Below are 18944 nucleotides of genomic sequence, written 5' to 3'. Positions count from 1 at the left end.
TTGCCATTCCGTGCGAGCACCGCGCGCGAGGCGGCGAGCGCATCGGGGACGAGATCGAGCCCGTGTTCGACCGCATCGAGGATCGAGCGGCCGCCGGCATGAACGGCCCATCCGTCGATCGCGCCCGGCCCGTCGCCGCCCGTCGCGACATCGGCAAAGGCGCGCTCCGCCAGCGCCCCGGCGATGCGCGCGGGCACTTCACCCGACAGGTGCATGGCAAAACCATGGTCGGTGATCGCCCATCGGATCAGTTCATGGCTGTCGGGCAGCGTGGTGGCGAAGGGCTGACCCAGCGCGAACCCGCCCGGATCGGCGCTCACCAGCCCGGCCGCCGCGCCATCGCCGAATTGCAGCATCGCCAGGATCGCCTCGAGATTGTCGGTCTGTTGCAGGTGCAGCGTCGAAAGCTCCACCGTCACCACCAGCACGCGCGCCGCCGGATCGGATCGAACGATATGCCGAGCCGACCGCAGCGCGGCGATGGCAGCATAACAGCCCATGAAACCGATCAGAAGCCGCTCGGTCGAGGCAGTCAGTCCCAGGCGCCGCGCGATGATCTGATCGACGCCGGGCGCGACGAAGCCGGTGCAGCTCGCCACCACCAGATGCGTGATCCCGTGGAGCGGCGTCCGCGCCGACAGGTCGGCGATCGCGGCCAGCGCCAGTTCGGGCGCATGTTCGGCATAGAGGCGCATCCGCGCCGCCGTGCCCGGCCATGCGTCAGGCGCATAGAAGCCACCGGGTTCGATCGGCGTCCGATCCTTTGGCAGCACCGACCAGCGATGGTCGATGCCGGAGCGAGCGGCCATGCGTTCGAACAATGCTTCCCCGCGCCCGCCCGCCAGTTGCGCCCGCGCCCAGTCGAGAAAGACGGGGTGCACATCGTGCGTGGGCGTGGCGGTGCCGACGGCATGGAGAAAAGCGGACAGAAACAGGCTCCCTCGAAACAGCCTTTCAACGCCCCAATCGCGCTTTCGAGCCGTTGGCGACAGATGGACCTTGTGCAGCCCATGCTGCGGCTTGTCGATTGCCGGGGGTTCGCGCATCCTGCCGCTGCACGGGCGGCGCACTGCTGATGCCGGGCACGGACCCGATCGGAGCCACTCCATGCTGCTGATGACCGACGCTGCCATTCATCTGAACCAGATCGGCTTTCGGCCCGGCGACCCCAAACAGGCGATCGTCGCCGCGCCGTCGCCCGAACCGCTGCCATGGACGCTGGAGCGGGCGGATGGTCGCATCGTGCTGAAGGGGCGGACCAGCGTTGCGGGCGACGATGCGGCGACGGGCGATCATGTCCACCACATCGCCTTCGACGCGGCCCCGGCGGGGCGCTATCGGTTGAAGGTGGCGGGCGCCGCCAGCCAGCCGTTCCCGGTCGCGCCCGGCATCTATCGTCCGCTGGCCCATGCGGCGCTCAACTTCTTTTACCATCAGCGCGCGGGCACGCCCATTCTGGCGCGCTGGGCGGGCGAGGGTTGGGCGCGGCCCGCCGGTCATGCGCCCGAAGTCGCCGCATGTTTTTCGGGCAAGGATGAGGCCGGCAATGTCTGGCCCGGATGCGACCAGCCGCGCGACGTGACCGGCGGATGGTATGATGCCGGCGATCACGGCAAATATGTGGTGAATGCCGGTATCAGCGTCTGGACGCTCCAGAACCTGTATGAAGCGGGTTTCGCCCGGCCGCTGTTCGCCGATGGCCAGGCCCGACTTCCCGAAGCGGGCAATGGCCATGACGACCTGCTCGACGAAGCGCGGTGGGAAGTCGAATGGATGCTGCGGATGCAGGTGCCGGCGGGCACCATGCTGGCGCTGCCGGTCGGGGAGCCGGCCAGCGATGGACGGCTGACGCTGGTGCGACGGGATGCGGGTGGGATGGCGTTTCACAAGGTGGCTGACCGGCGCTGGACCGCGTTGCCGATGCCGCCCGCCGACGATCCCGAGGACCGGCTGATCTATCCCCCGTCGACTGCCGCGACGCTCAACCTGGCGGCGGTCGCGGCACAGGCGGCGCGGTTGTGGCGCAATGCCGATCCTGCCTTTGCCGATCGCTGCCGCAAGGCGGCGCTGGCGGCATGGGACGCGGCGGAACGGCATCCGCGCATCCTGGCGGCGCAGGGCTTTACCGGCAGCGGCGGTTATGGCGACGGGCAACTGGACGACGACCGGGCGTGGGCCGCGGCGGAGCTGTTCGCGCTGACCGGCGATGCGCGTTTCGCCGACCGGCTGGGCAAGGGCGCGGTTGAGGTGCCGAACTGGGCCGACACGGGTGCACTCGGCACGATCACGCTGGCGGTGGCGGACGGAATGCCCGATGCGATCCGGCGTGATGCCCGCGCGCGCATCGTCACGGCGGCGGACGGCTTCGTCGCGGAGGCGGGGCAGTCGGGTTATGCCATCCCCTATGCGGGACAGCGTTATGCATGGGGGTCCAATTCGGACCTGCTGAACCGTGCGATGCTGCTGGGGCTGGCGGCGCGTTTCACCGATGATGCGAAATATCGCCGGGCGGCGCTGGGCGCCATGGACTATGTGCTGGGGCGCAATCCGCTGGGCCAGTCCTATCTCACGGGCTTCGGATGGAAGCCGATGCAGAATCCGCATCATCGTTTCTGGGCGAAGTCGCTCGACGCGTCCCTGCCGCCGCCGCCGCCGGGTGTTGTATCGGGCGGTCCGAACAACAGCGCGATGAGCGATGACGTGGCCAAGACGCTGAAGGGCAAATGCGCGCCGCAACGCTGCTGGGCGGACCATATCCGCGCCTATGCGCTGAACGAAGTCACCATCAACTGGAACGCGCCGCTGGTCTGGGTGGCGGCCTATCTGGACAGTGATCCGGCCTAAAGCTGTTCGGTCACGCTGCGGAAATAATGGTTGCCGGTCGCGATCTGGATCGGGTGCAAATGCATCGGGTCAGGGCCGTAGCCCAATATGCGGGCGACGGGGAACACCGCGTCGCAAGGCGGCTGGGCATATTGGGCGTTCCGGTTGTCGATGGGCGTTGAGGGCAACGGGATTTCGACGCCGGTAAAGGCCGACAGCCGCCGCAACTGACTTGCCGGGTCGCGTGCCAGATCCTCGTAACGCAGCAGCACATGATTGTGCAGGTGGGGCAGGTCGCCGAACAGCAGGTCATGGGCCTGTTCCCAATGCGCGATCAGTTCGCGTTCCGCCCGCCCGCTCCATTTCGCGGTGGCGCGCGCGACAGCGATCGGATGACGGATGACGAACACGAACAGCGCGGTCGGAAACAGCGACTGATACAGCCGCGAGCGCAGCAGATTGACCGGCGACTTTTCGACGCGGAGCCTTGGGCTGGCAGGATACCAGGAGTCCCATTCGGCGGCGATGCGGCGCGCGACTTCGTGCGTGTTGAAGCGGCTGGTTTCGGTCAGATGCTGGTCGGGATCGAACGCGAACGCACCGGGAATACCGTGGCGCGCGCCGTGCGGGATGGCGCCTTGCAGATACACGCCTTCCTGCTCGGGGACCGGCGCGCCAGTGATCGCGCCAATGCCGGGCGCGGCCGCCAGCAGGTCCGCGACCAGCGTCGTGCCGCTGCGGTGCAATCCGCCCACGAACACATATCGCGGTGGCGGGGTCAGGGGTGTGCGATCCGGCGTAACTTGATGCAAATCAATGGCCTTTTTTATTCGGCGGGGCTGCTGAAATGCAACCAAGCGCGCAACGATCGGTTTGGCATTGCGCTCCCGAAACGGAGACGTCGATCCCGAAATGGAGGCCCGCTGGTGCGTATCCTGTCCCTTGCGCTGGGCGGCTGCCTGAAAGCGCCTCCCGTCCAGTTCGGCCTGACCGAGGATACGGGGGGGCACATCACCTATATTCTGGGCGCGGCGATGGCGCTGGCCAAGCGTGCGGACGTGCGCGATGTCGAGATCGTCACGCGGTTGATCGACGATCCTGCACTGGGCGACGCCTATGCCCGGCCGGTCGAGGTCATCAATGACCGGCTGCGTATCCGCCGCATCGATTCGGGCAACCGTGCCTATCTGAGCAAGGACGCCAATGCCGCCGATCGCCCGACCTTTACCGCCGCGCTGATCGATCATCTGGCGCGGCTGGCGGTGCGGCCCGATGTGATCCACGCCCATTTCGCCGACGCGGCCGAGGTCGCGATTGCCGTGCGTGAGCGGTTCGGCATCCCGTTCATCTTCACCGGACATTCGATGGGCATCGACAAGCTGAACAGCGCCGATCTGCCCTGTCCAGGCATCGATCGCAGAATTGCGCTGGAAACAAGGGCGGTGCGGGCCGCCGACGCCGTCATCGCGTCCTCCCGTGACGAGGCGGAACGGCAATTGATGTGCTATGCCGGGGCCGATGCCGCACGCATTCACTGCGTGGCGCCGGGGGCCTGTCTGGACGAGGGTATCGACATCGGCACCGACCGTGCCCGCCGCCTGATCGAGCCGTTCCTGCGGTCCCCCGAAAAACCTTTGCTGCTCGCCATTGCGCGGCCGGTGGCGAAGAAGAATCTGGGCGGGCTAGTCGACCTTTATGCCGCCGATGCCGGTCTGCGGGCGCGGGCCAATCTGGCGATCGTCGCCGGGCTTCGCGATGCGCCCGACAGTGGGGAGACCGAGCAGCAAGGCGTGATCGCCGGGCTGATCGACCGGATGGATCGCCACGACCTGTATGGCAGCCTGGCGCTGCCCAAGCGGCATGAGCGGGCGGATATCGCGTCGCTTTATGCCCTGGCGCGCGAAACCGGCGGTCTGTTCCTCAATCCCGCTTTTACAGAGCCTTATGGCCTGACACTGACCGAAGCGGCGTTTCACGGCGTGCCGGTGGTGGCGACCAACCATGGCGGCCCCGCCGACATCATCGCGGCGCTGGGGCACGGCGTCGTGGCCGACCCCCGGTCGCCAGCCGCGTTCGCAGCGGCAATCCGCGGTTTGCTCGACGACCGCGCTGCATGGACAGCCGCTTCGGCAGCGGGTCGGGCGGGGGCGCGGCGGCTGGACTGGAATGCCTATGCCGAGCGTTTCGTCACCATCGCCCGGTCGCTGCGCGACGTGCCGGTGGCGAGCGCGCGGTTCGAGCGATTGTTGCTGTGCGACATCGACAATACGCTGACCGGATGCCGAGAGGGCGCGGCGGAGCTGTGTGAATTGCTGGGCGAACGGCCACAGATCGGCTTCGGCATTGCCACGGGGCGATCGTTGCAGGAAGCGCAGCGGTTGCTGGCCGAATGGCGCTATCCGGGTCCGATGGTGATGGTCACGTCGGTCGGCGCCGAAATCTACTGGCGTGCGGGCGGGCGGCTGATCGCCGACCGCAACTACGCCGCCGCGATCGACAAGGGCTGGAACCCGGCGGCGATCGCGGACGTGGCGGCGGGGGTGTCCGGGATCGAGCAACAGCCGCCCGTCGAACAGCGCCGCCACAAGCTGAGCTGGTTCGCCGATTCAGAGGGGGCGGAGCGGCTGAAACGCGCATTGCAGCGCGCAGGACACCGGGCGCGGGTGATCCACAGCCATGGCAATCTGCTGGACGTGCTGCCGCACGGCGCGGGAAAGGGCGCGGCGATGCGCTGGATCGCCGATCGCATGACCCTGCCGCTGACGCGCGTGCACGCGGCGGGCGACAGCGGCAACGACCTGGACATGCTCGAAGCCTGTCCCAACGCCATTCTGGTCGCCAATCACAGCCGGGAATTGCGGCAACTGGCGGGGCGCAAGGGCATCTTCGTCGCGCGCCGCCCCCATGCGGGCGGCATCGTCGATGCGATGCGCCAGTCCCCCTCGATGACACAGGTGATCTGTTGAGCGCACCCTTTGGTTATTTCGTCCATCATCAAGGGCGCGGCCACGCCGAACGCGCGGCGGCGCTGGTCCACGCGCTGCCGCGCGAACGCCGGGTTACGTTGTTCTGCGCGCGCGACGATATCTTTCCGGCGCTGCCGCCCAATGCGACGATCGTGAAAATCCCGTCGCTGTTCGAGCCGCCGGTCGACGCGCCGGCAGCGCTGGCCAATGCGCCAACGCCCGTGACACTGCACTGCGCGCCGCTGGGCTGGGCGACCATCGCCGAAGCGGTCGCGATCATCACCGGCTGGTTCGCGCGTGAACGGCCCGCATTGTTTATCACCGATGTGTCGGCGGAACTGGCGCAACTGGCGCGGATTGCGTCGGTGCCGTGCGTCACCGTGCTGCAACATGGTGCACGCAGCGATGCGGGGCACATGGCGGCATATGAAGGCGCGCTGGGCGTGCTGGCGCCTTATCATGCCGATCTGGAACAGCCCGGCCGGCCCCGCTGGATGCTGACAAAGACGCATCATGCCCCCGGCCTGGGGGTCGAAGTGCCGGCAATCACGCGTGACTCGGCGCGAATGGCGCTGAACCTGCCGCTGGATCGCCAGATCGTGCTTGCAGTCGCCGGTGGGGGCGGCGCCGGAACCCCGGCCACGCCGCTCACACTGGGCGCGCGGGCGGAGCCGGACACGCTGTGGATCACGATCGGTGAGGTCGCCAGCGAATGGCATTCGACACCGCCGGGCAATTTGCGTCACATGGGTTGGGTGGGCAATCCCGAACACTGGATCGCCGCCGCCGATCGTGTGGTGTCATCGGCGGGCAACACCACCGTGCACATGATCGCCGGGCTTGGCCGTCCGTGGATCGTCGTGCCCGAATGGCGATATTTCGAGGAACAGCACTGGAAAGCGCGGATGCTGGACGCGGCCGGGGCGGCGGTGGCGTTGCTCCACTGGCCGTCGCACGTCGATGCATGGGCAGATGCATGGACCCGCGCCGCCGCAATCGATCCCGCCACGCAGCAGCGGCTGGTCGAACCAAAGGCGGCAAGGCGCGCGGCGGCGTGGCTTGAGCAGCTTGGCGGCTGGGCCGATGCGCCGGCAGCCGTGGCCGCACCTTTGATCGCGGAGCCGATGGCATGACGCTGTCGATCTGCACGCTTGGGTTCGGTCGTGCCGACCATCTGGCGAATCTGGTGCATGGCCTGAACCGGCAAGACACGCGCCCAGCCGAGTTGGTCGTGGCGGTCATGCAAGCCGAACCCTATCGCCTGCCCGATACCGCCTTTCCGGTGCGACAAATAATGCTCGACGCCGCCGACCTGCCACTGGCGGCTGCTCGCAACGCGGCGGCGCGGGCGGCTTCATCCGACCGGCTGGTGTTCCTCGATATCGACTGTATCCCCGACCCCGGCTTCGTCACCGACTATGCCGAGCGGCTGGGCGAGTGGGACGCCGTGTTGATGGGAGAGGTTCTGTATCTGCCCAAGGGCGCGACCGAAACGGGGGTCGATTTCGCGCGGTTCGAGGCGCTGGGCGAGAAGCACAGCGAGCGCGCCGGGCCGCCCACCCAGCCGACGGGCGTGTGCCGCGACTATCGCTGCTTCTGGTCGCTGAACTTCGCGATGCGCCGCGACCGGTTTCTGGCGCTGGGCGGGTTTGATGAGCGCTACCGCGGCTATGGCGGCGAGGATACCGATTTCGGGCGGACGCTGGCGAACGCGGGCGTGCCGATCCTGTGGGCGCGCGGCGCGCGGGCCTTTCACCAATATCACACGCACCACATGCCGCCGGTGCACCATGTCGACAGCGTGCTCGCCAATGCGCGGCGCTTTCGCGACAAATGGGGCGAGTGGACGATGCAGCACTGGCTGCGCGCCTTTGTCCTGATGGGTCTGATCGAGCGGCGGGGCGACGATTATGCCGTATTGCGCGCGCCCGATCCCGAAGACCTGGCGCTCACCGCGCAGCAATCGCACCGGCCCTATGCCAGCAGCGCGCGCGTGCTGGAAATGCTGGAGGCGCGGCAACCGGCGATTGCATCGTCATATGCGGCGGCATAGCCAGCGACCATCGCGGATGCGCTGAAGCAGCGTTCGGCGCGCGCCCGGCACCGCGCGCGCGGCACGCGAAGTGCCCGGCGGATGGCGGCGGGCAGCGCGGCTTCATCGGCGGCCAGCGCGCCGCAATCGCCAATCACTTCCGCCATCGCCCCGCGATCGAGCGCGGCGACCGGCACGCCCGATGCCAGCGCCTCCGCCGCGACCAGCCCGAATGGTTCGTCCCACATCGGCGTGCTCAGCACGACAGACGATGACGCCACGCGCGCAGTTAGTTCATCGCCCGACAAATGGCCGAGATAGGCGTGGGGCGCGTTGAGGTGCGGCGTCAGTTCGGCAAAATAGTCCGCACATTCGACCGGCCCGATCAGGTCGAGCGCGATCCCCGCTGCATCGGCGGCGCGCAGTGCCGCGAGCGTCCCCTTGTTCGGCGTAATCCGTCCGAACCACAGCGCGCGGCCATTGCCCCGCCCGATCGGCTGCCAGCGCGAAAGGTCGATGCCGTTGTGCGCCACGCGGATCGCGTCGTCATTGCCCCATAGCGGAACCTGGCTGGATGAGGGCACCGTCAGCCGCAGCCAGGGCGCGCGGTTTCGCGCCACCGCTTCCCGCAACGGGCCAAAGGGCGGAACGTGCAGTGACGTGACCATCGGCACGCCGTCGCGCAGCGCCCAGTCGTGGATCGGCGCGAACAGGCTGTTGTTGTGGACGATATCGAACCCCCCGGCCAGCACGGCAGCCCAGCACCGGGCATAGGCGTCGGCCAGCCACGCGGTCAGCCGATCGGTGCCGCGCCAGATCGCCCAAGGAAGCTCCGCCTCATAAGCATGTGGGGAAACCGCCGCGACCGGCAGGGCCGGCGCGCTGTCGCCGCTGGCGAACAATGTCACCTGATGCCCCTTTGCCATCAACGTGCGGACCAGCAGGTCGCAATGCGCCTCCATCCCGCCCATGAACGGCTGCGCGATCGGATGGCGCAGATGCGCGATCACCGCGGTCCGGCGGGGACGGGCAGGCGCGGCAGCAGGGGTATGGAGCAAGAACGGCGCCTTTTCGTTGCGGGTTTCCCCCTGAAACGAGGGGCGCTGCACCCCGTTCCACTGGAATGCCGGGAACGGACAAGGCCTTGATTCGCTTGGGCAAGGGGCGCGTTTTCGAGGAGACATATGATGGCGAACGGATTGGCAGTGATTACCGGCGCATCGACCGGCATCGGGCGCGAACTCGCCCGGATCGCGGCGCGCGAAGGCTATGATCTCGTGCTCGTCGCCGATGAGCCGCAGATTGACGTGGCCGCGGGCGAGTTGCGGTCCGAAGGTGTGGCGGTCGAGGCCGTGGAGGCCGATCTTGCGACGTTCGAGGGCAATGACCGGATGCTGGCGGCAGTTGCCGGTCGGCCGGTCGACATCCTGATCGCCAATGCCGGGCGCGGCCTGGGCCACGCCTTTGTCGAGCAGTCGCCCGAGGAATGGCGTCGTGTCATCGACACCAATGTGACGGGCACGACCTATCTGCTGCAAAAGACCGCGCAGATCATGGTCCGGCAGGGTTCGGGCCGAATCCTGATTACCGGGTCGATCGCGGGGCTGATCCCCGGCAGTTATCAGGCGGTGTATAACGGCACCAAGGCGTATCTGGACAGCTTTGCCTATGCCTTGCGAGAGGAACTGGCGGATACGGGCGTCGGGGTGACGGTGCTGATGCCGGGGCCGACCGATACACAGTTCTTTGCCCGCGCCAACATGCTCGACACGCCGGTCGGACAGGATGACAGCAAGGAAGACCCCGTGAAAACCGCCGAAAACGGGTGGAAGGCGATGATGGACGGATCGGCGCATGTCGTCTCCGGCGTGAAGAACAAGATTCAGGCCGCGTTGTCGCACCTGACCCCCGACACGATGCTGGCGAAGCAGCACACCAAAATGGCCAAACCCGACGCCTGATCGCGGGCGCCGCTTGCCGCAGCCCCTTGCCGGGGCGGCGGCGGGCGGCCACATGGACCGCATGGCTAATGAACGCGTCGGTGCCGCCGTAACGCTCCACCCGCTGGTGACGCGGGTGCTGGCGGGCAACGCATCCCCCTTTACTTATACGGGAACCCAGACGCATCTGGTGGGCCGCGATGCGCTGGCCGTGATTGATCCGGGTCCCGACGATGCGGATCATCTGGCGGCGCTGTTGGCGGCGATCGGCGGTCGTCCGGTGGCGGCGATGATGGTGACGCACACGCACCGCGACCACAGCCCGTTGGCGGCAAGGCTGCGCGACGTGACGGGCGCGCCGGTCGTCGGTTGCGCGCCGCTCACGATGGACGATGCCGGGCCGCGCGCCGATGCGGCGTTCGATGTCGATTATCGCCCCGATCGCGTGCTGAACGACGGTGATGTGGTGGAGGGTGATGGCTGGACCCTGCAAGCGATCGCGACGCCCGGTCACACGTCGAACCATCTGGCCTTTTCGCTCCCCCAAGCGCAGGCAATGTTCAGCGGCGACCATGTGATGGGCTGGTCGACCACGATCGTCTCCCCGCCCGATGGCGACATGGGCGATTACATGGCCAGCCTGGAAAAACTGATCGGACGTGAGGAGCGGGTCTATTTTCCCGCGCATGGCGATCCCGTCGATAATCCGCAGCGGCTGGTGCGCGGCATGCTGGGCCACCGCAAGCAGCGCGAGGGGCAGATATTGCGCCTGCTGGCCCGTGCGCCGGCTGATACGGTGACGATGGTCGATGCGATGTATGCCGGGATCGACGCCCGGCTGAAACCCGCGGCCCAGCGTTCGGTGCTGGCGCACCTGTTCGACCTGCGCCGTCGCGGCGCGGTTCACGAGGGGGAGGGCGCATTGTGGCACGTCGCATGAAGCCCGATGCTTGGCGGACGATCGTGGCGCTGGCCTTGCTGCTGGCCGTGACCGGCGGGCTGCTGTTCGCGTGGAGCGACTATCGCGAACGCCATGTGGTCACCAAGCCGGTCGAAGCACCCGAGGGGCCGGCGGTAACGCAGATCGTCACCGCCAAGATGGAGGGCATGGGCGACCTGCGCGTGGCGCGGCTGTCGGGCACGGTGCAGGCGGCGGCGACCGATGTGCGCTGGGGCGGGCTGCTGAAATCGGGTCGGGTCGCGAAAATGCCCTATTCGGTGGATTATCATGTCGACCTGTCCGCGCTGTCGGAACGCGACCTGCAATGGGACGAGGATACGCGCACGCTGATCGTCGATGCACCCGATGTCGTCGCCGACCGCGCCAATGTGGACGAGGGCAAAGCCACCGTGGTCGAGCGCAGCGGCGTGCTGGTCACGCGCGAAGCCGGCGAGGAATTGAGCGCGCGTGTCTCCCGCGCGGCGGACGGCGCGGCGCAGCGGGAGGCGACTTCGCCCGAACGACTGGCGCAGGCACGCGAGATGGCGCGCGCGGCGATCATGCGGACGATGCGCGCGCCGCTGGTGGCCGCGGGCGAAGGCAATGCGCGGGTCGTGGTGACGTTCCCGGCGGAACGCGGCGTGCGCGACGGCGAACGTTGGGACCAGTCGCGCCGGCCGGAGGATGTGGTTGCCCGGCCGCGCTGAGCCGCTTCGCCCTTGATCGTGGGGGCGCGGGGGGCCATGTGAGCGCCCGAACTGGCTGACGGGGATTTTGGGCATCATGGACGCGCGCAACGGTATCGGCGGAACGCTTCAGGGCGTGGACCTGCTGGCGGAGATCGACCGGCTGCGGCGGGATCGCAATGCCGTGATCCTCGCCCATTATTACCAGAAGCCCGAGATTCAGGACCTGGCCGATTTCGTCGGCGACAGCCTGGAACTCAGCCGCAAGGCCGCCGAAACCGATGCGGATGTCATCGCGTTTTGCGGCGTTCGCTTCATGGCGGAAACGGCCAAGATCCTCAGCCCGCAAAAGACCGTCATCCTGCCCGACATGGATGCCGGATGCAGCCTGGAGGATAGCTGCCCGCCCGAACAGTTTGCGGCATTTCGCGCGCAGCATCCCGACCATATCGCGCTGACCTACATCAACAGCTCGGTCGAGGTTAAGGCGCTGTCGGACATCATCGTCACGTCTTCGTCCGCCGAAAAAATCCTGTCGCAAATCCCGGAAAGCCAGCCGATCATCTTTGGTCCCGACCGGCACCTCGGCGGCTATCTGGCGCGCAAGTTCGGTCGCGACATGCTGTTGTGGCCGGGCGTGTGCATCGTGCACGAGGCGTTCAGCGAAACCGAACTGCTCAAGCTCAAGGCTCAATATCCCGGCGCGCCGGTGGCGGCGCATCCCGAATGCCCCGCGCATATCGTCGAACATGCCGAATATGTCGGTTCGACCAGCGGTATCCTTGATTATGCGAAGAACCTGACCGGCGACACGCTGATCGTCGCGACTGAACCGCACATCATACACCAGATGCAAAAGGCGGTGCCCGACAAGCTGTTCATCGGCGCGCCGGGTGCCGACGGCAACTGCAACTGCAACATCTGCCCGTATATGGCGATGAACACGCTGGAGAAGCTGTATCTGGCGCTTCGCGACCTGACCCCGCGGATCGAGATTGACGAGGAACTGCGGCTGAAGGCCAAGCGCAGCCTGGACGCGATGATGAACATGGCGTCGGCGACGGTCGGTCAGGGTGATCTGGGTCCAGTCAAGGTGACCGGCGACTAAGGCCGGTTACCGATAGCCGCCGTCAGCGATAGACGGCGGCGACCATCATTCACGCGCCTCGACGGTCTTGACCGGCTGAACCTCGGCATAGGGCATGACCAGCCGCCCGTCGGGTGCGGCGGTGAAGGTCGTTTGCGTGGGGTAGGCGATTTCGATGCCGTCGGCATTGAAGCGCTTGAGGATGTCGAGACCGATGGCGGTGCGGCCGTCATAGAAGCTGACATAATCGGGACCGGGCGAATCGAACTCCAGCTCGAAATCGAGGCTGGATGCGCCAAAGCCGACAAAGCCCGCCCGCACGAAAATCTTGTCGTGCGCCTCCACGATTTCCTTGAGCAGTGCCGGGATGCGCGCGCAAATCTCTGGCGCGGTTTGATAGGTGACGCCGATCACGAACTTGGCGCGGCGATGGTCGCGGCGGGTATTGTTCTGAATTTCCTTGTCGAGCAGGTTCTTGTTTGAAATGATCCGCTCTTCGCCCTGAAAGCTGCGGATGCGCGTCGATTTCAGGCCGATTTCCTCGATATTGCCGAATGTGGTATCGTAACTGATGCTGTCGCCCTTGCGGAACGGCTTGTCGAAGATGATCGAAAGCGCGGCGAACAGGTCGGCGAAAATGCCCTGCGCCGCCAGACCGATGGCGATGCCGCCGACGCCCAGACCGGCGACCAGGCCAGTGACGTTCACGCCCAGATTGTCGAGCACCACGATCAGCGCGATCGCGAACACGGCAAAGGTGACGAGCAGGCGGATCAGGCCCATGGCCGTGCCCAGCGCCTCGCTGCCGCGATGGTCGCCGCGGGTGCGGGCCTCGACCATGCCCAGGATGACTTCGCGCACCCAGGTCGCGGCCTGGAACACGGCGGCGACGGTGAACAGGAAATTGGTGGTCGTGACCACGCCCTGCGGCGCGTCGGCCACGCCGACCACCAGCTTGGCGGCGATCATCGTCATGAAGAAGCGATTGGTTCGCGCAATCGCGCGCCCGATGATCCCCGCCCAGCCGGTGACGAGCGGCTGCCGATCGCAATAACGCCGGCCCCAGCGTTTAATTGCGTCGAGCGCGAGCACGATCAGCGCGGCGACGCCGACCGCGATCAGGATCTGGAGCCAGTGCCCCGCCACCCAGTCCAGACTGTCGCGGACCAGCGCATTCAGTTGTCGCTGGACCCCGATCGGGTCGAGGTCGGGAAGGGCGGCGTTTTCGGCCGCGCTGGTGTTGCTCATGTCGGCTCCAATCGTCACGCCGCCTTTGCGGGGGCGCTCTCGTCGTCAAAGTCGTTCAGGAACGCGATCAGGCCGCGTTCCGCCCGCGTGAGGTAGCGCGTTGACCGGGGTAGCTTGAGCGTCGACCGTAACGCAAGCTGTGCGGGCTTGTCCTTGGCCAGCGCGACCAGCGCGGGGTGGACATAGCTTTTGCGCGCGATGGCGGGGGTGTTGCCGAGTGCCGCGACCACCGGCTCCAGCATGGCTTTCAGGCCGATTGGCTGGGGCGCGGTCGCCAATGCCTCGAACGCGATGGCGCTGGCGCCCCAGGTGCGGAAATGCTTGGCAGTAAAGTCGTCGCCCATCGCCGCGCGGATGTAATCGTTGACGTCGCCCGACGTGACCGGGTGGCATTCGCCGTCCGCATCGACCCAGCGGAACAGGTGTTGTCCCGGCAGATCCTGACATTTCCGCACGAAGCGGATCAGCGAATGGTCGGTGATGGTCAGCACGCGTTGCTTGCCCGACTTGGCCCGATATTGCAGCCGAAGCTGGCTGCCCTTCAGCGTCGCGTGGCGGCGGCGCAGCGTCGTCGCGCCGAAGCTCTTGTTGGCTTTGACATAGCCTTCATTGCCGACGCGCAACCGGCCGAGGTCGAGCAGTCGCACGACCGCCGCGATGGCGCGTTCTCGCGACAATTTGCGGGCGCGAAGGTCCTTTTCCACCTGTCTGCGAAGCCGGGCCAGCCGTTCGCCGAACCGCGCGCAGCGTGCGTATTTGGCAGCTTCCTGCGCTTCACGGAAATCGGGGTGATAGCGATATTGCTTGCGACCCTTGTCGTCCCACCCGACCGCCTGGATATGGCCGTTCGGGTCGGGACAGAACCATGCGTCGCGATAGGCGGGGGGCAGGCCGATGCGGTTCAGCCGATCGATCTCTTCACGGTCGGTGATGCGTGTGCCCGCCGCATCCCAATAGCCCCATCCGTGGCGCATTTTGCGTCGGGTGATGCCCGGTTCGCTGTCGTCGTAATAAGTGATGCTGGGGGCCATGGTTCGCCATCGTTTCGCACTGGCCCGAACAATGCGCGGTTCCCCGCTTCGTTCCGGGAACAAGCGCGTGCAGGGGCTGTTGAAGGGCCGAACCCCCGAAGGAGCAATTCCCATGGCCGACCTCAATTCGCGCGTGCTGATTCTCGCCACCGACGGCTTTGAACATTCCGAACTGTTCGATCCGCGCCAGGCGCTGCTGGATGCGGGTGCACAGGTGACGCTGGCTTCCATCAAGACCGATCCGATCCGGGGCGTGCAGAACGACAGCCAACTGACCGAGACGATTACGCCCGACCTGACACTGGATCAGGTCGACATCGACGATTACGACGCGCTGCTGCTGCCCGGCGGCGTCGGTAACCCCGACAAGATGCGGATGGAGGACAAGGCCGTCGACATTGTCGAGGCGTTCATGGACGAAGACAAGATCGTCGCCGCCATCTGTCACGCGCCGTGGCTGCTGGTCGAGGCCGATGTGGTCGACGGTCGCCGCGTGACGAGTTGGCCGTCGGTTCGCACCGACCTGGAGAATGCAGGGGCCGAGGTGGTGGACGAGGAAGTGGTGATTGACGGCAACCTCATCACCAGCCGCAATCCGGGCGATATCCCGGCGTTCAGCAAGGCGTTGATCGAGGCGCTGGCCGGCGTCGGCGCCGACGCCTGATCGGCGTCAGGGATCGCGGCGCGCGCGGAACCCGCGTTGCGCTGCGCCATCCTCCCGATCCAGATCGTCGCGCGACAACAGCCGCCATGCCGCGAACAGCATCAACCCGTGGGTCAGCAGGATGGAAAAGGCGTCGATCATGCGCCCCGGTATTTAGGAACGCGCGGTTGACGTCACGTTAAAGGGTGATGGGGCACAGGGTCCAGCCATGCGGATCCTTCATATCCTCGACCACAGCCTGCCGCTCCACAGCGGCTATACCTTTCGCACCCGTGCGATCATGAAGGCGCAGACCGCGCGCGGCTGGGCCGTCGCGGGGGTGACGGGACCGCGATACAATCTGGTCGATGCGCCGGTCGAGACGTTCGACGGGCTGACCTTTCATCGCAGCAGCAGTGCCTGGTCGGCGCCGATGCCGGTCGGACTATGGCATGAGATCGCGACGTTCGCCCGCGCCGTCGATCGTGCGGTGGCGGCGTTTCGCCCCGATATCCTGCACGCGCATTCGCCGGTCCTGGGGGCGCTGGCCGGGCTGCGCGTGGCGCGCAGGCACAGCATCCCCATCCTGTATGAAATCCGTGCCTTTTGGGAGGATGCGGCGGTCGGCAACGGGACGGGTCGCGAAGGATCGGCGCGCTATCGCCTGATCCGCGCGCTGGAAACCTATGCGTGTCGACGTGTCGACGCCGTGGCGGTCATTTGCGAAGGGTTGCGCGGCGACCTGATCGCGCGCGGGATCGACGCAGAGCGCATCACCGTATCGCCGAACGGCGTCGACCTGTCGCTGTTCGGCGAACCGTTGCCGCGCGACGATGCGCTTGCCGCCGGACTGGGGCTGGGGACCGAGGTGATCGGCTATGTCGGCAGCTTCTATGATTATGAGGGGCTGGACGACCTGATCGCGGCAATGCCGGCATTGGTCGCGCGCCGCCCCGGCGCACAGTTGCTGATGGTCGGCGGCGGGCCGATGGAGGCCATGCTGCGCGCCGCTGCTGCCGCGTCGCCGGTCGCCGATCATATCCGTTTCGTGGGGCGTGTGCCGCACGATCAGGTCGAGCGTTATTACAGCCTGATCGACGTTCTGGCCTATCCGCGCAAGCATATGCGACTGACCGATCTGGTGACACCGCTCAAGCCGCTGGAGGCGATGGCGCAGCGCCGGCTGGTCGCGGCGTCGGACGTGGGCGGCCACCGCGAACTGATCGAGGATGGCGTGACCGGCACATTGTTCGCCCCCGACGATCCCGCCGCCATTGCCGACGCGTTGGGCGCGCTGCTGTCCGATCGTGGCGATTGGGAAGCGCGCCGCGACCGGGCGCGCTTGTTCGTCGAGCGCGAGCGTAACTGGTCGTCAAATATTTCGCGCTATAAACCCGTTTACCAAAGGCTGACCAAAGCCGCAGAAATGGACGAGTCATGGTCGCGTATTCCGGGCGTAAACGCTTGAAGCTCTCCCCCAGCCAGATCGCGGGCGCGATCGTCGGCCTGGCCGCCGCCGTTGTCGCGGCGCTGTTGCCGACCTGGCGGCTCGAATCGCTGATGCTCGACACTGGGTTGCCGGCGCTGTTTCCGCCGGCCAGCCCGCCGCTTGGCAACACGGCGCGCATCGCGCTGATCCTGATTGCGGCATCGGTCGCGGGTGGGTGCACCTGGGCGGTGGCGGCGCGAGTGGCGCCGGTGCGCCGGGTGACGCGCATGGTCCCGCGTCGCGCCGACCAGCATCCCGACGCGCCCGTGCGCGAGCCGGTCCGGGCGATGCGCGACCTGGGCACGCCATTTCTGGAAGTGGCGGCCCCGTCCGGTCCCCCGATCGTGGAACGCGATCTGCCGGGTGACCTCGATACGCCGCTTGCCGCTTATGACCCCACTGCCATCCCCGATGTGCCGATGACCCCCAGCGCGCCGGTGACACCGTTGTTTCGTCGCGATGCGGAGCTTGCGGTGGCCGAACACGTGGATGGACCTGCGGGGCCGGTCGAGCCGGTCCGCATTGAAACCTTTGAAATCACGCCCGCCAGCCGCCCGCATCTGGCCGCGGTGCCGGTCCCGCTTCGCGCCGACGATGCCGCGATCACTGCGGCTGAGACCGACAGCACGGTCCACGCGCTGCTCGACCGGCTGGAGCGCGGCGTGCGGCGGCGTGCGGGACGCCCCGCCAAGGTCGACCATCGCATGAAGGGCGAACTGGACGAAGCGCTTGCGACGCTCAAGCGCTTCGCCGCCGGTTGATGCCTATACGCTCTCGACGGTAAGCGCTTCGATCCGAACGTCGATCGTCCCGCCCGCCGAGTGCAGGTGAGCGACGGTGCAATCGGCCATCAGATGGCCGCGCATGGGCAGGTCGGCCTCGGCCAGCCCGGCCAACCATTGCCGCGCCGCTGCCGTGTCGCTCAGCCGCAGGTCGAGAACGTGTCGTGCCCCGCTGAATGTCGCGCTGGCCCATCGCGTTGCCGTTGCGTCGAGCACCACCATTGCGATTGAAGCGCGCATCGCCGACAGCGACAGGGCGCGTTCGACCAGCGTGCCCGCATCGGGACCGCGCGCCATCAGTTCGGCCTTTCCGACAAAAAATGTTCGATCCGCGCCTGCAGCGGCGCGCCCGGCCGTCGCCCGCGACGCATGTCGAGCACCAGCCGCGGATCGCCTGCGACCTTGCGGCCAAAGCCTGTCACCGCCGTGCCCGTTCGCCCCAAATAGCCCTCGATCCTGTTCAGCAACTCCATCCGCCATCTCCCCATCACGACTCACTGTTCATGTTCTGTTCTATATTATCGGACTTGTCTAGGAAAAATCCTACGACTATGACAGGGCATGATGGTTGAGGAGCCGAGAGCCGCGCTGGCAAGGCTGGCAAGCGAACGCAGGATCAGCCTCGCCGAATTGTCGCGGCTGATCGGGCGCAATCCGGCCTATGTGCAGCAGCATGTCGCGCGCGGGTCGCCCCGACGGCTGGACGAGCGCGATCGGGAGGTCATTGCCGCCTATCTCGGCGTTGACGAGGCGATGCTGGGCGGGCGTGCCGCCGGGGATGTGTCGATCCCGCGCTTCAACCTTGCCGCATCGGCGGGTCCGGGCGGGGTTGTCGAGATCGACCAGCCGGCAGTGCCGATGGCGCTGCCGCCCGCATTGCTCCGCAGCCTGAAGGTGCGGGCCGACCATGCGTCGATGATCCGCGTCGCGGGCGATTCGATGCATCCGACGCTTGATGCCGGGGACGAAATCCTGGTCGATTCGGCGCAGACGGCCGTGCCCGGCGGGGGCGGGGTTTTCGTGCTGCGGATCGACGAGGTGCTGATGGTGAAGCGCGTCCGCGCCGATGGGCCTGCGCTGATCGTGACGAGTGACAATCCGGCCGCGCCGTCACCCGGCCGCGTCGATGTCGCGCGGGTTCGCCTGATCGGGCGCGTCGTCTGGGTCAGTCGCCGGCTTTAACCGCGGCGGTCGCGCTGCCAGATCCACAGGCTGACGCCCGTGCCGACCAACAGTCCGCCGAGCAGCCCCAGTGTCGGCTGGCGGACGATCAGGCC

At 67.0% G+C, this 18944-nt stretch carries 20 protein-coding genes; 12 read left to right on the top strand and 8 right to left on the bottom strand.

Features of this window, described 5'->3' with window-relative positions; translation table 11 throughout:
• Positions 1 to 1046 (bottom strand): type III polyketide synthase (locus VL973_RS01700; protein WP_414712177.1); only part of this gene is annotated, 1046 nt, incomplete at its 3' end.
• Positions 1047 to 1107: 61 nt separating this feature from the next.
• Between VL973_RS01700 and VL973_RS01695 the strand changes: the two genes are divergently transcribed.
• Complete coding sequence (locus VL973_RS01695) at positions 1108 to 2844, top strand: glycoside hydrolase family 9 protein (RefSeq protein WP_325282304.1); 1737 nt, start codon at positions 1108 to 1110, stop codon at positions 2842 to 2844.
• On the opposite strand, the gene VL973_RS01690 is transcribed toward VL973_RS01695, so the two are convergent.
• Entirely contained in the window at positions 2841 to 3578 is a 738-nt protein-coding gene (locus tag VL973_RS01690) for a sulfotransferase family protein (protein ID WP_325282303.1), read from the bottom strand. The genes VL973_RS01695 and VL973_RS01690 overlap by 4 nt on opposite strands.
• A gap of 171 nt (positions 3579 to 3749) precedes the next feature.
• Between VL973_RS01690 and VL973_RS01685 the strand changes: the two genes are divergently transcribed.
• From VL973_RS01685 to VL973_RS01675, 3 genes are read left to right on the top strand one after another with little or no spacing between them, the layout of a single operon-like run.
• Positions 3750 to 5789: an HAD-IIB family hydrolase gene (locus VL973_RS01685; RefSeq protein ID WP_325282302.1), complete on the top strand. Its 2040-nt coding sequence runs from the start codon at positions 3750 to 3752 to the stop codon at positions 5787 to 5789.
• Complete coding sequence (locus tag VL973_RS01680) at positions 5786 to 6922, top strand: hypothetical protein (protein ID WP_325282301.1); 1137 nt, start codon at positions 5786 to 5788, stop codon at positions 6920 to 6922. Before VL973_RS01685 ends, VL973_RS01680 begins: the two co-directional genes overlap by 4 nt.
• Complete coding sequence (locus VL973_RS01675; RefSeq protein WP_325282300.1) at positions 6919 to 7842, top strand: galactosyltransferase-related protein; 924 nt, start codon at positions 6919 to 6921, stop codon at positions 7840 to 7842. Before VL973_RS01680 ends, VL973_RS01675 begins: the two co-directional genes overlap by 4 nt.
• Here the strand turns inward: VL973_RS01675 and VL973_RS01670 are convergent.
• The gene (locus tag VL973_RS01670; RefSeq protein WP_325282299.1) at positions 7764 to 8879 is read right to left on the bottom strand and encodes a glycosyltransferase; all 1116 of its coding nucleotides are present in this window, start codon (positions 8877 to 8879) and stop codon (positions 7764 to 7766) included. The two genes, VL973_RS01675 and VL973_RS01670, sit on opposite strands and share 79 nt — an antisense overlap.
• Positions 8880 to 9008: 129 nt before the next feature.
• Here VL973_RS01670 and VL973_RS01665 point away from each other — a divergent pair, with 129 nt between their 5' ends.
• The 4 genes from VL973_RS01665 to nadA all read left to right on the top strand — a co-directional run bounded on the left by VL973_RS01665 (position 9009) and on the right by nadA (position 12495).
• Positions 9009 to 9782, top strand: a complete 774-nt coding sequence (locus VL973_RS01665; protein ID WP_325282298.1) for an SDR family NAD(P)-dependent oxidoreductase — start codon at positions 9009 to 9011, stop codon at positions 9780 to 9782.
• Between the two features lie 61 nt (positions 9783 to 9843).
• A complete protein-coding gene (locus tag VL973_RS01660) occupies positions 9844 to 10701 on the top strand; it encodes an MBL fold metallo-hydrolase (RefSeq protein WP_325282297.1) in 858 nt (285 codons plus the stop codon).
• Entirely contained in the window at positions 10698 to 11408 is a 711-nt protein-coding gene (locus VL973_RS01655) for a DUF4230 domain-containing protein (RefSeq protein ID WP_325282296.1), read from the top strand. The genes VL973_RS01660 and VL973_RS01655 overlap by 4 nt, the downstream gene beginning before the upstream one ends.
• A gap of 76 nt (positions 11409 to 11484) precedes the next feature.
• Complete coding sequence (gene nadA, locus VL973_RS01650) at positions 11485 to 12495, top strand: quinolinate synthase NadA (protein WP_325282295.1); 1011 nt, start codon at positions 11485 to 11487, stop codon at positions 12493 to 12495.
• A 45-nt stretch (positions 12496 to 12540) separates the two neighbouring features.
• Here the strand turns inward: nadA and VL973_RS01645 are convergent, their stop codons facing one another.
• Positions 12541 to 13722: a mechanosensitive ion channel family protein gene (locus VL973_RS01645; RefSeq protein WP_325282294.1), complete on the bottom strand. Its 1182-nt coding sequence runs from the start codon at positions 13720 to 13722 to the stop codon at positions 12541 to 12543.
• Positions 13723 to 13736: 14 nt separating this feature from the next.
• Positions 13737 to 14753 carry a DNA topoisomerase IB gene (locus tag VL973_RS01640; protein WP_325282293.1) on the bottom strand — a complete coding sequence of 339 codons (1017 nt, stop codon included), beginning with the start codon at positions 14751 to 14753 and terminating at the stop codon, positions 13737 to 13739.
• Between the two features lie 112 nt (positions 14754 to 14865).
• On the opposite strand from VL973_RS01640, the gene VL973_RS01635 reads away from it, so the two are divergent.
• Positions 14866 to 15417, top strand: coding sequence for a type 1 glutamine amidotransferase domain-containing protein (locus VL973_RS01635; RefSeq protein WP_325282292.1), 552 nt, complete (start codon positions 14866 to 14868; stop codon positions 15415 to 15417).
• 6 nt (positions 15418 to 15423) lie between these two features.
• Here VL973_RS01635 and VL973_RS01630 read toward each other — a convergent pair whose 3' ends face one another.
• On the bottom strand, positions 15424 to 15558 hold the full coding sequence (locus tag VL973_RS01630) for a hypothetical protein (protein ID WP_325282291.1): 135 nt from the start codon (positions 15556 to 15558) through the stop codon (positions 15424 to 15426).
• A 67-nt stretch (positions 15559 to 15625) separates the two neighbouring features.
• On the opposite strand from VL973_RS01630, the gene VL973_RS01625 reads away from it, so the two are divergent.
• Together VL973_RS01625 and VL973_RS01620 are read left to right on the top strand one after the other, a co-directional pair.
• Positions 15626 to 16864 (top strand): TIGR04063 family PEP-CTERM/XrtA system glycosyltransferase, encoded by a 1239-nt coding sequence (locus tag VL973_RS01625; RefSeq protein WP_325282290.1) that lies wholly within the window; start codon positions 15626 to 15628, stop codon positions 16862 to 16864.
• Positions 16861 to 17646: a hypothetical protein gene (locus VL973_RS01620; protein ID WP_325282289.1), complete on the top strand. Its 786-nt coding sequence runs from the start codon at positions 16861 to 16863 to the stop codon at positions 17644 to 17646. Before VL973_RS01625 ends, VL973_RS01620 begins: the two co-directional genes overlap by 4 nt.
• Before the next feature lie 3 nt (positions 17647 to 17649).
• Here the strand turns inward: VL973_RS01620 and VL973_RS01615 are convergent, their stop codons facing one another.
• Both VL973_RS01615 and VL973_RS01610 read right to left on the bottom strand, forming a co-directional pair.
• Entirely contained in the window at positions 17650 to 17964 is a 315-nt protein-coding gene (locus VL973_RS01615) for a hypothetical protein (RefSeq protein ID WP_325282288.1), read from the bottom strand.
• On the bottom strand, positions 17964 to 18140 hold the full coding sequence (locus VL973_RS01610; protein ID WP_325282287.1) for a hypothetical protein: 177 nt from the start codon (positions 18138 to 18140) through the stop codon (positions 17964 to 17966). Before VL973_RS01610 ends, VL973_RS01615 begins: the two co-directional genes overlap by 1 nt.
• Before the next feature lie 91 nt (positions 18141 to 18231).
• Between VL973_RS01610 and VL973_RS01605 the strand changes: the two genes are divergently transcribed.
• The gene (locus tag VL973_RS01605) at positions 18232 to 18849 is read left to right on the top strand and encodes a S24 family peptidase (protein ID WP_325282305.1); all 618 of its coding nucleotides are present in this window, start codon (positions 18232 to 18234) and stop codon (positions 18847 to 18849) included.
• Positions 18850 to 18944: the final 95 nt, after the last annotated feature.

Source organism: Sphingomonas sp. (assembly GCF_035490575.1).
In the GTDB taxonomy this organism is placed as follows: Bacteria; Pseudomonadota; Alphaproteobacteria; order Sphingomonadales; family Sphingomonadaceae; genus Sphingomonas.
Note: the sequence above shows the minus strand (reverse complement) of the source record. Positions and strands in the feature narration are given on the sequence as shown.

Coding starts and splice junctions, on each gene's coding strand:
- VL973_RS01695 (WP_325282304.1), top strand. CDS start 1,108: ATGCTGCTGATGACCGACGCTGCCATTCATCTGAACCAGATCGGCTTT.
- VL973_RS01675 (WP_325282300.1), top strand. CDS start 6,919: ATGACGCTGTCGATCTGCACGCTTGGGTTCGGTCGTGCCGACCATCTG.
- VL973_RS01665 (WP_325282298.1), top strand. CDS start 9,009: ATGGCGAACGGATTGGCAGTGATTACCGGCGCATCGACCGGCATCGGG.
- VL973_RS01660 (WP_325282297.1), top strand. CDS start 9,844: ATGGCTAATGAACGCGTCGGTGCCGCCGTAACGCTCCACCCGCTGGTG.
- VL973_RS01655 (WP_325282296.1), top strand. CDS start 10,698: ATGAAGCCCGATGCTTGGCGGACGATCGTGGCGCTGGCCTTGCTGCTG.
- nadA (WP_325282295.1), top strand. CDS start 11,485: ATGGACGCGCGCAACGGTATCGGCGGAACGCTTCAGGGCGTGGACCTG.
- VL973_RS01645 (WP_325282294.1), bottom strand. CDS start 13,722: ATGAGCAACACCAGCGCGGCCGAAAACGCCGCCCTTCCCGACCTCGAC.
- VL973_RS01640 (WP_325282293.1), bottom strand. CDS start 14,753: ATGGCCCCCAGCATCACTTATTACGACGACAGCGAACCGGGCATCACC.
- VL973_RS01635 (WP_325282292.1), top strand. CDS start 14,866: ATGGCCGACCTCAATTCGCGCGTGCTGATTCTCGCCACCGACGGCTTT.
- VL973_RS01630 (WP_325282291.1), bottom strand. CDS start 15,558: ATGATCGACGCCTTTTCCATCCTGCTGACCCACGGGTTGATGCTGTTC.
- VL973_RS01625 (WP_325282290.1), top strand. CDS start 15,626: ATGCGGATCCTTCATATCCTCGACCACAGCCTGCCGCTCCACAGCGGC.
- VL973_RS01615 (WP_325282288.1), bottom strand. CDS start 17,964: ATGGCGCGCGGTCCCGATGCGGGCACGCTGGTCGAACGCGCCCTGTCG.
- VL973_RS01610 (WP_325282287.1), bottom strand. CDS start 18,140: ATGGAGTTGCTGAACAGGATCGAGGGCTATTTGGGGCGAACGGGCACG.
- VL973_RS01605 (WP_325282305.1), top strand. CDS start 18,232: ATGGTTGAGGAGCCGAGAGCCGCGCTGGCAAGGCTGGCAAGCGAACGC.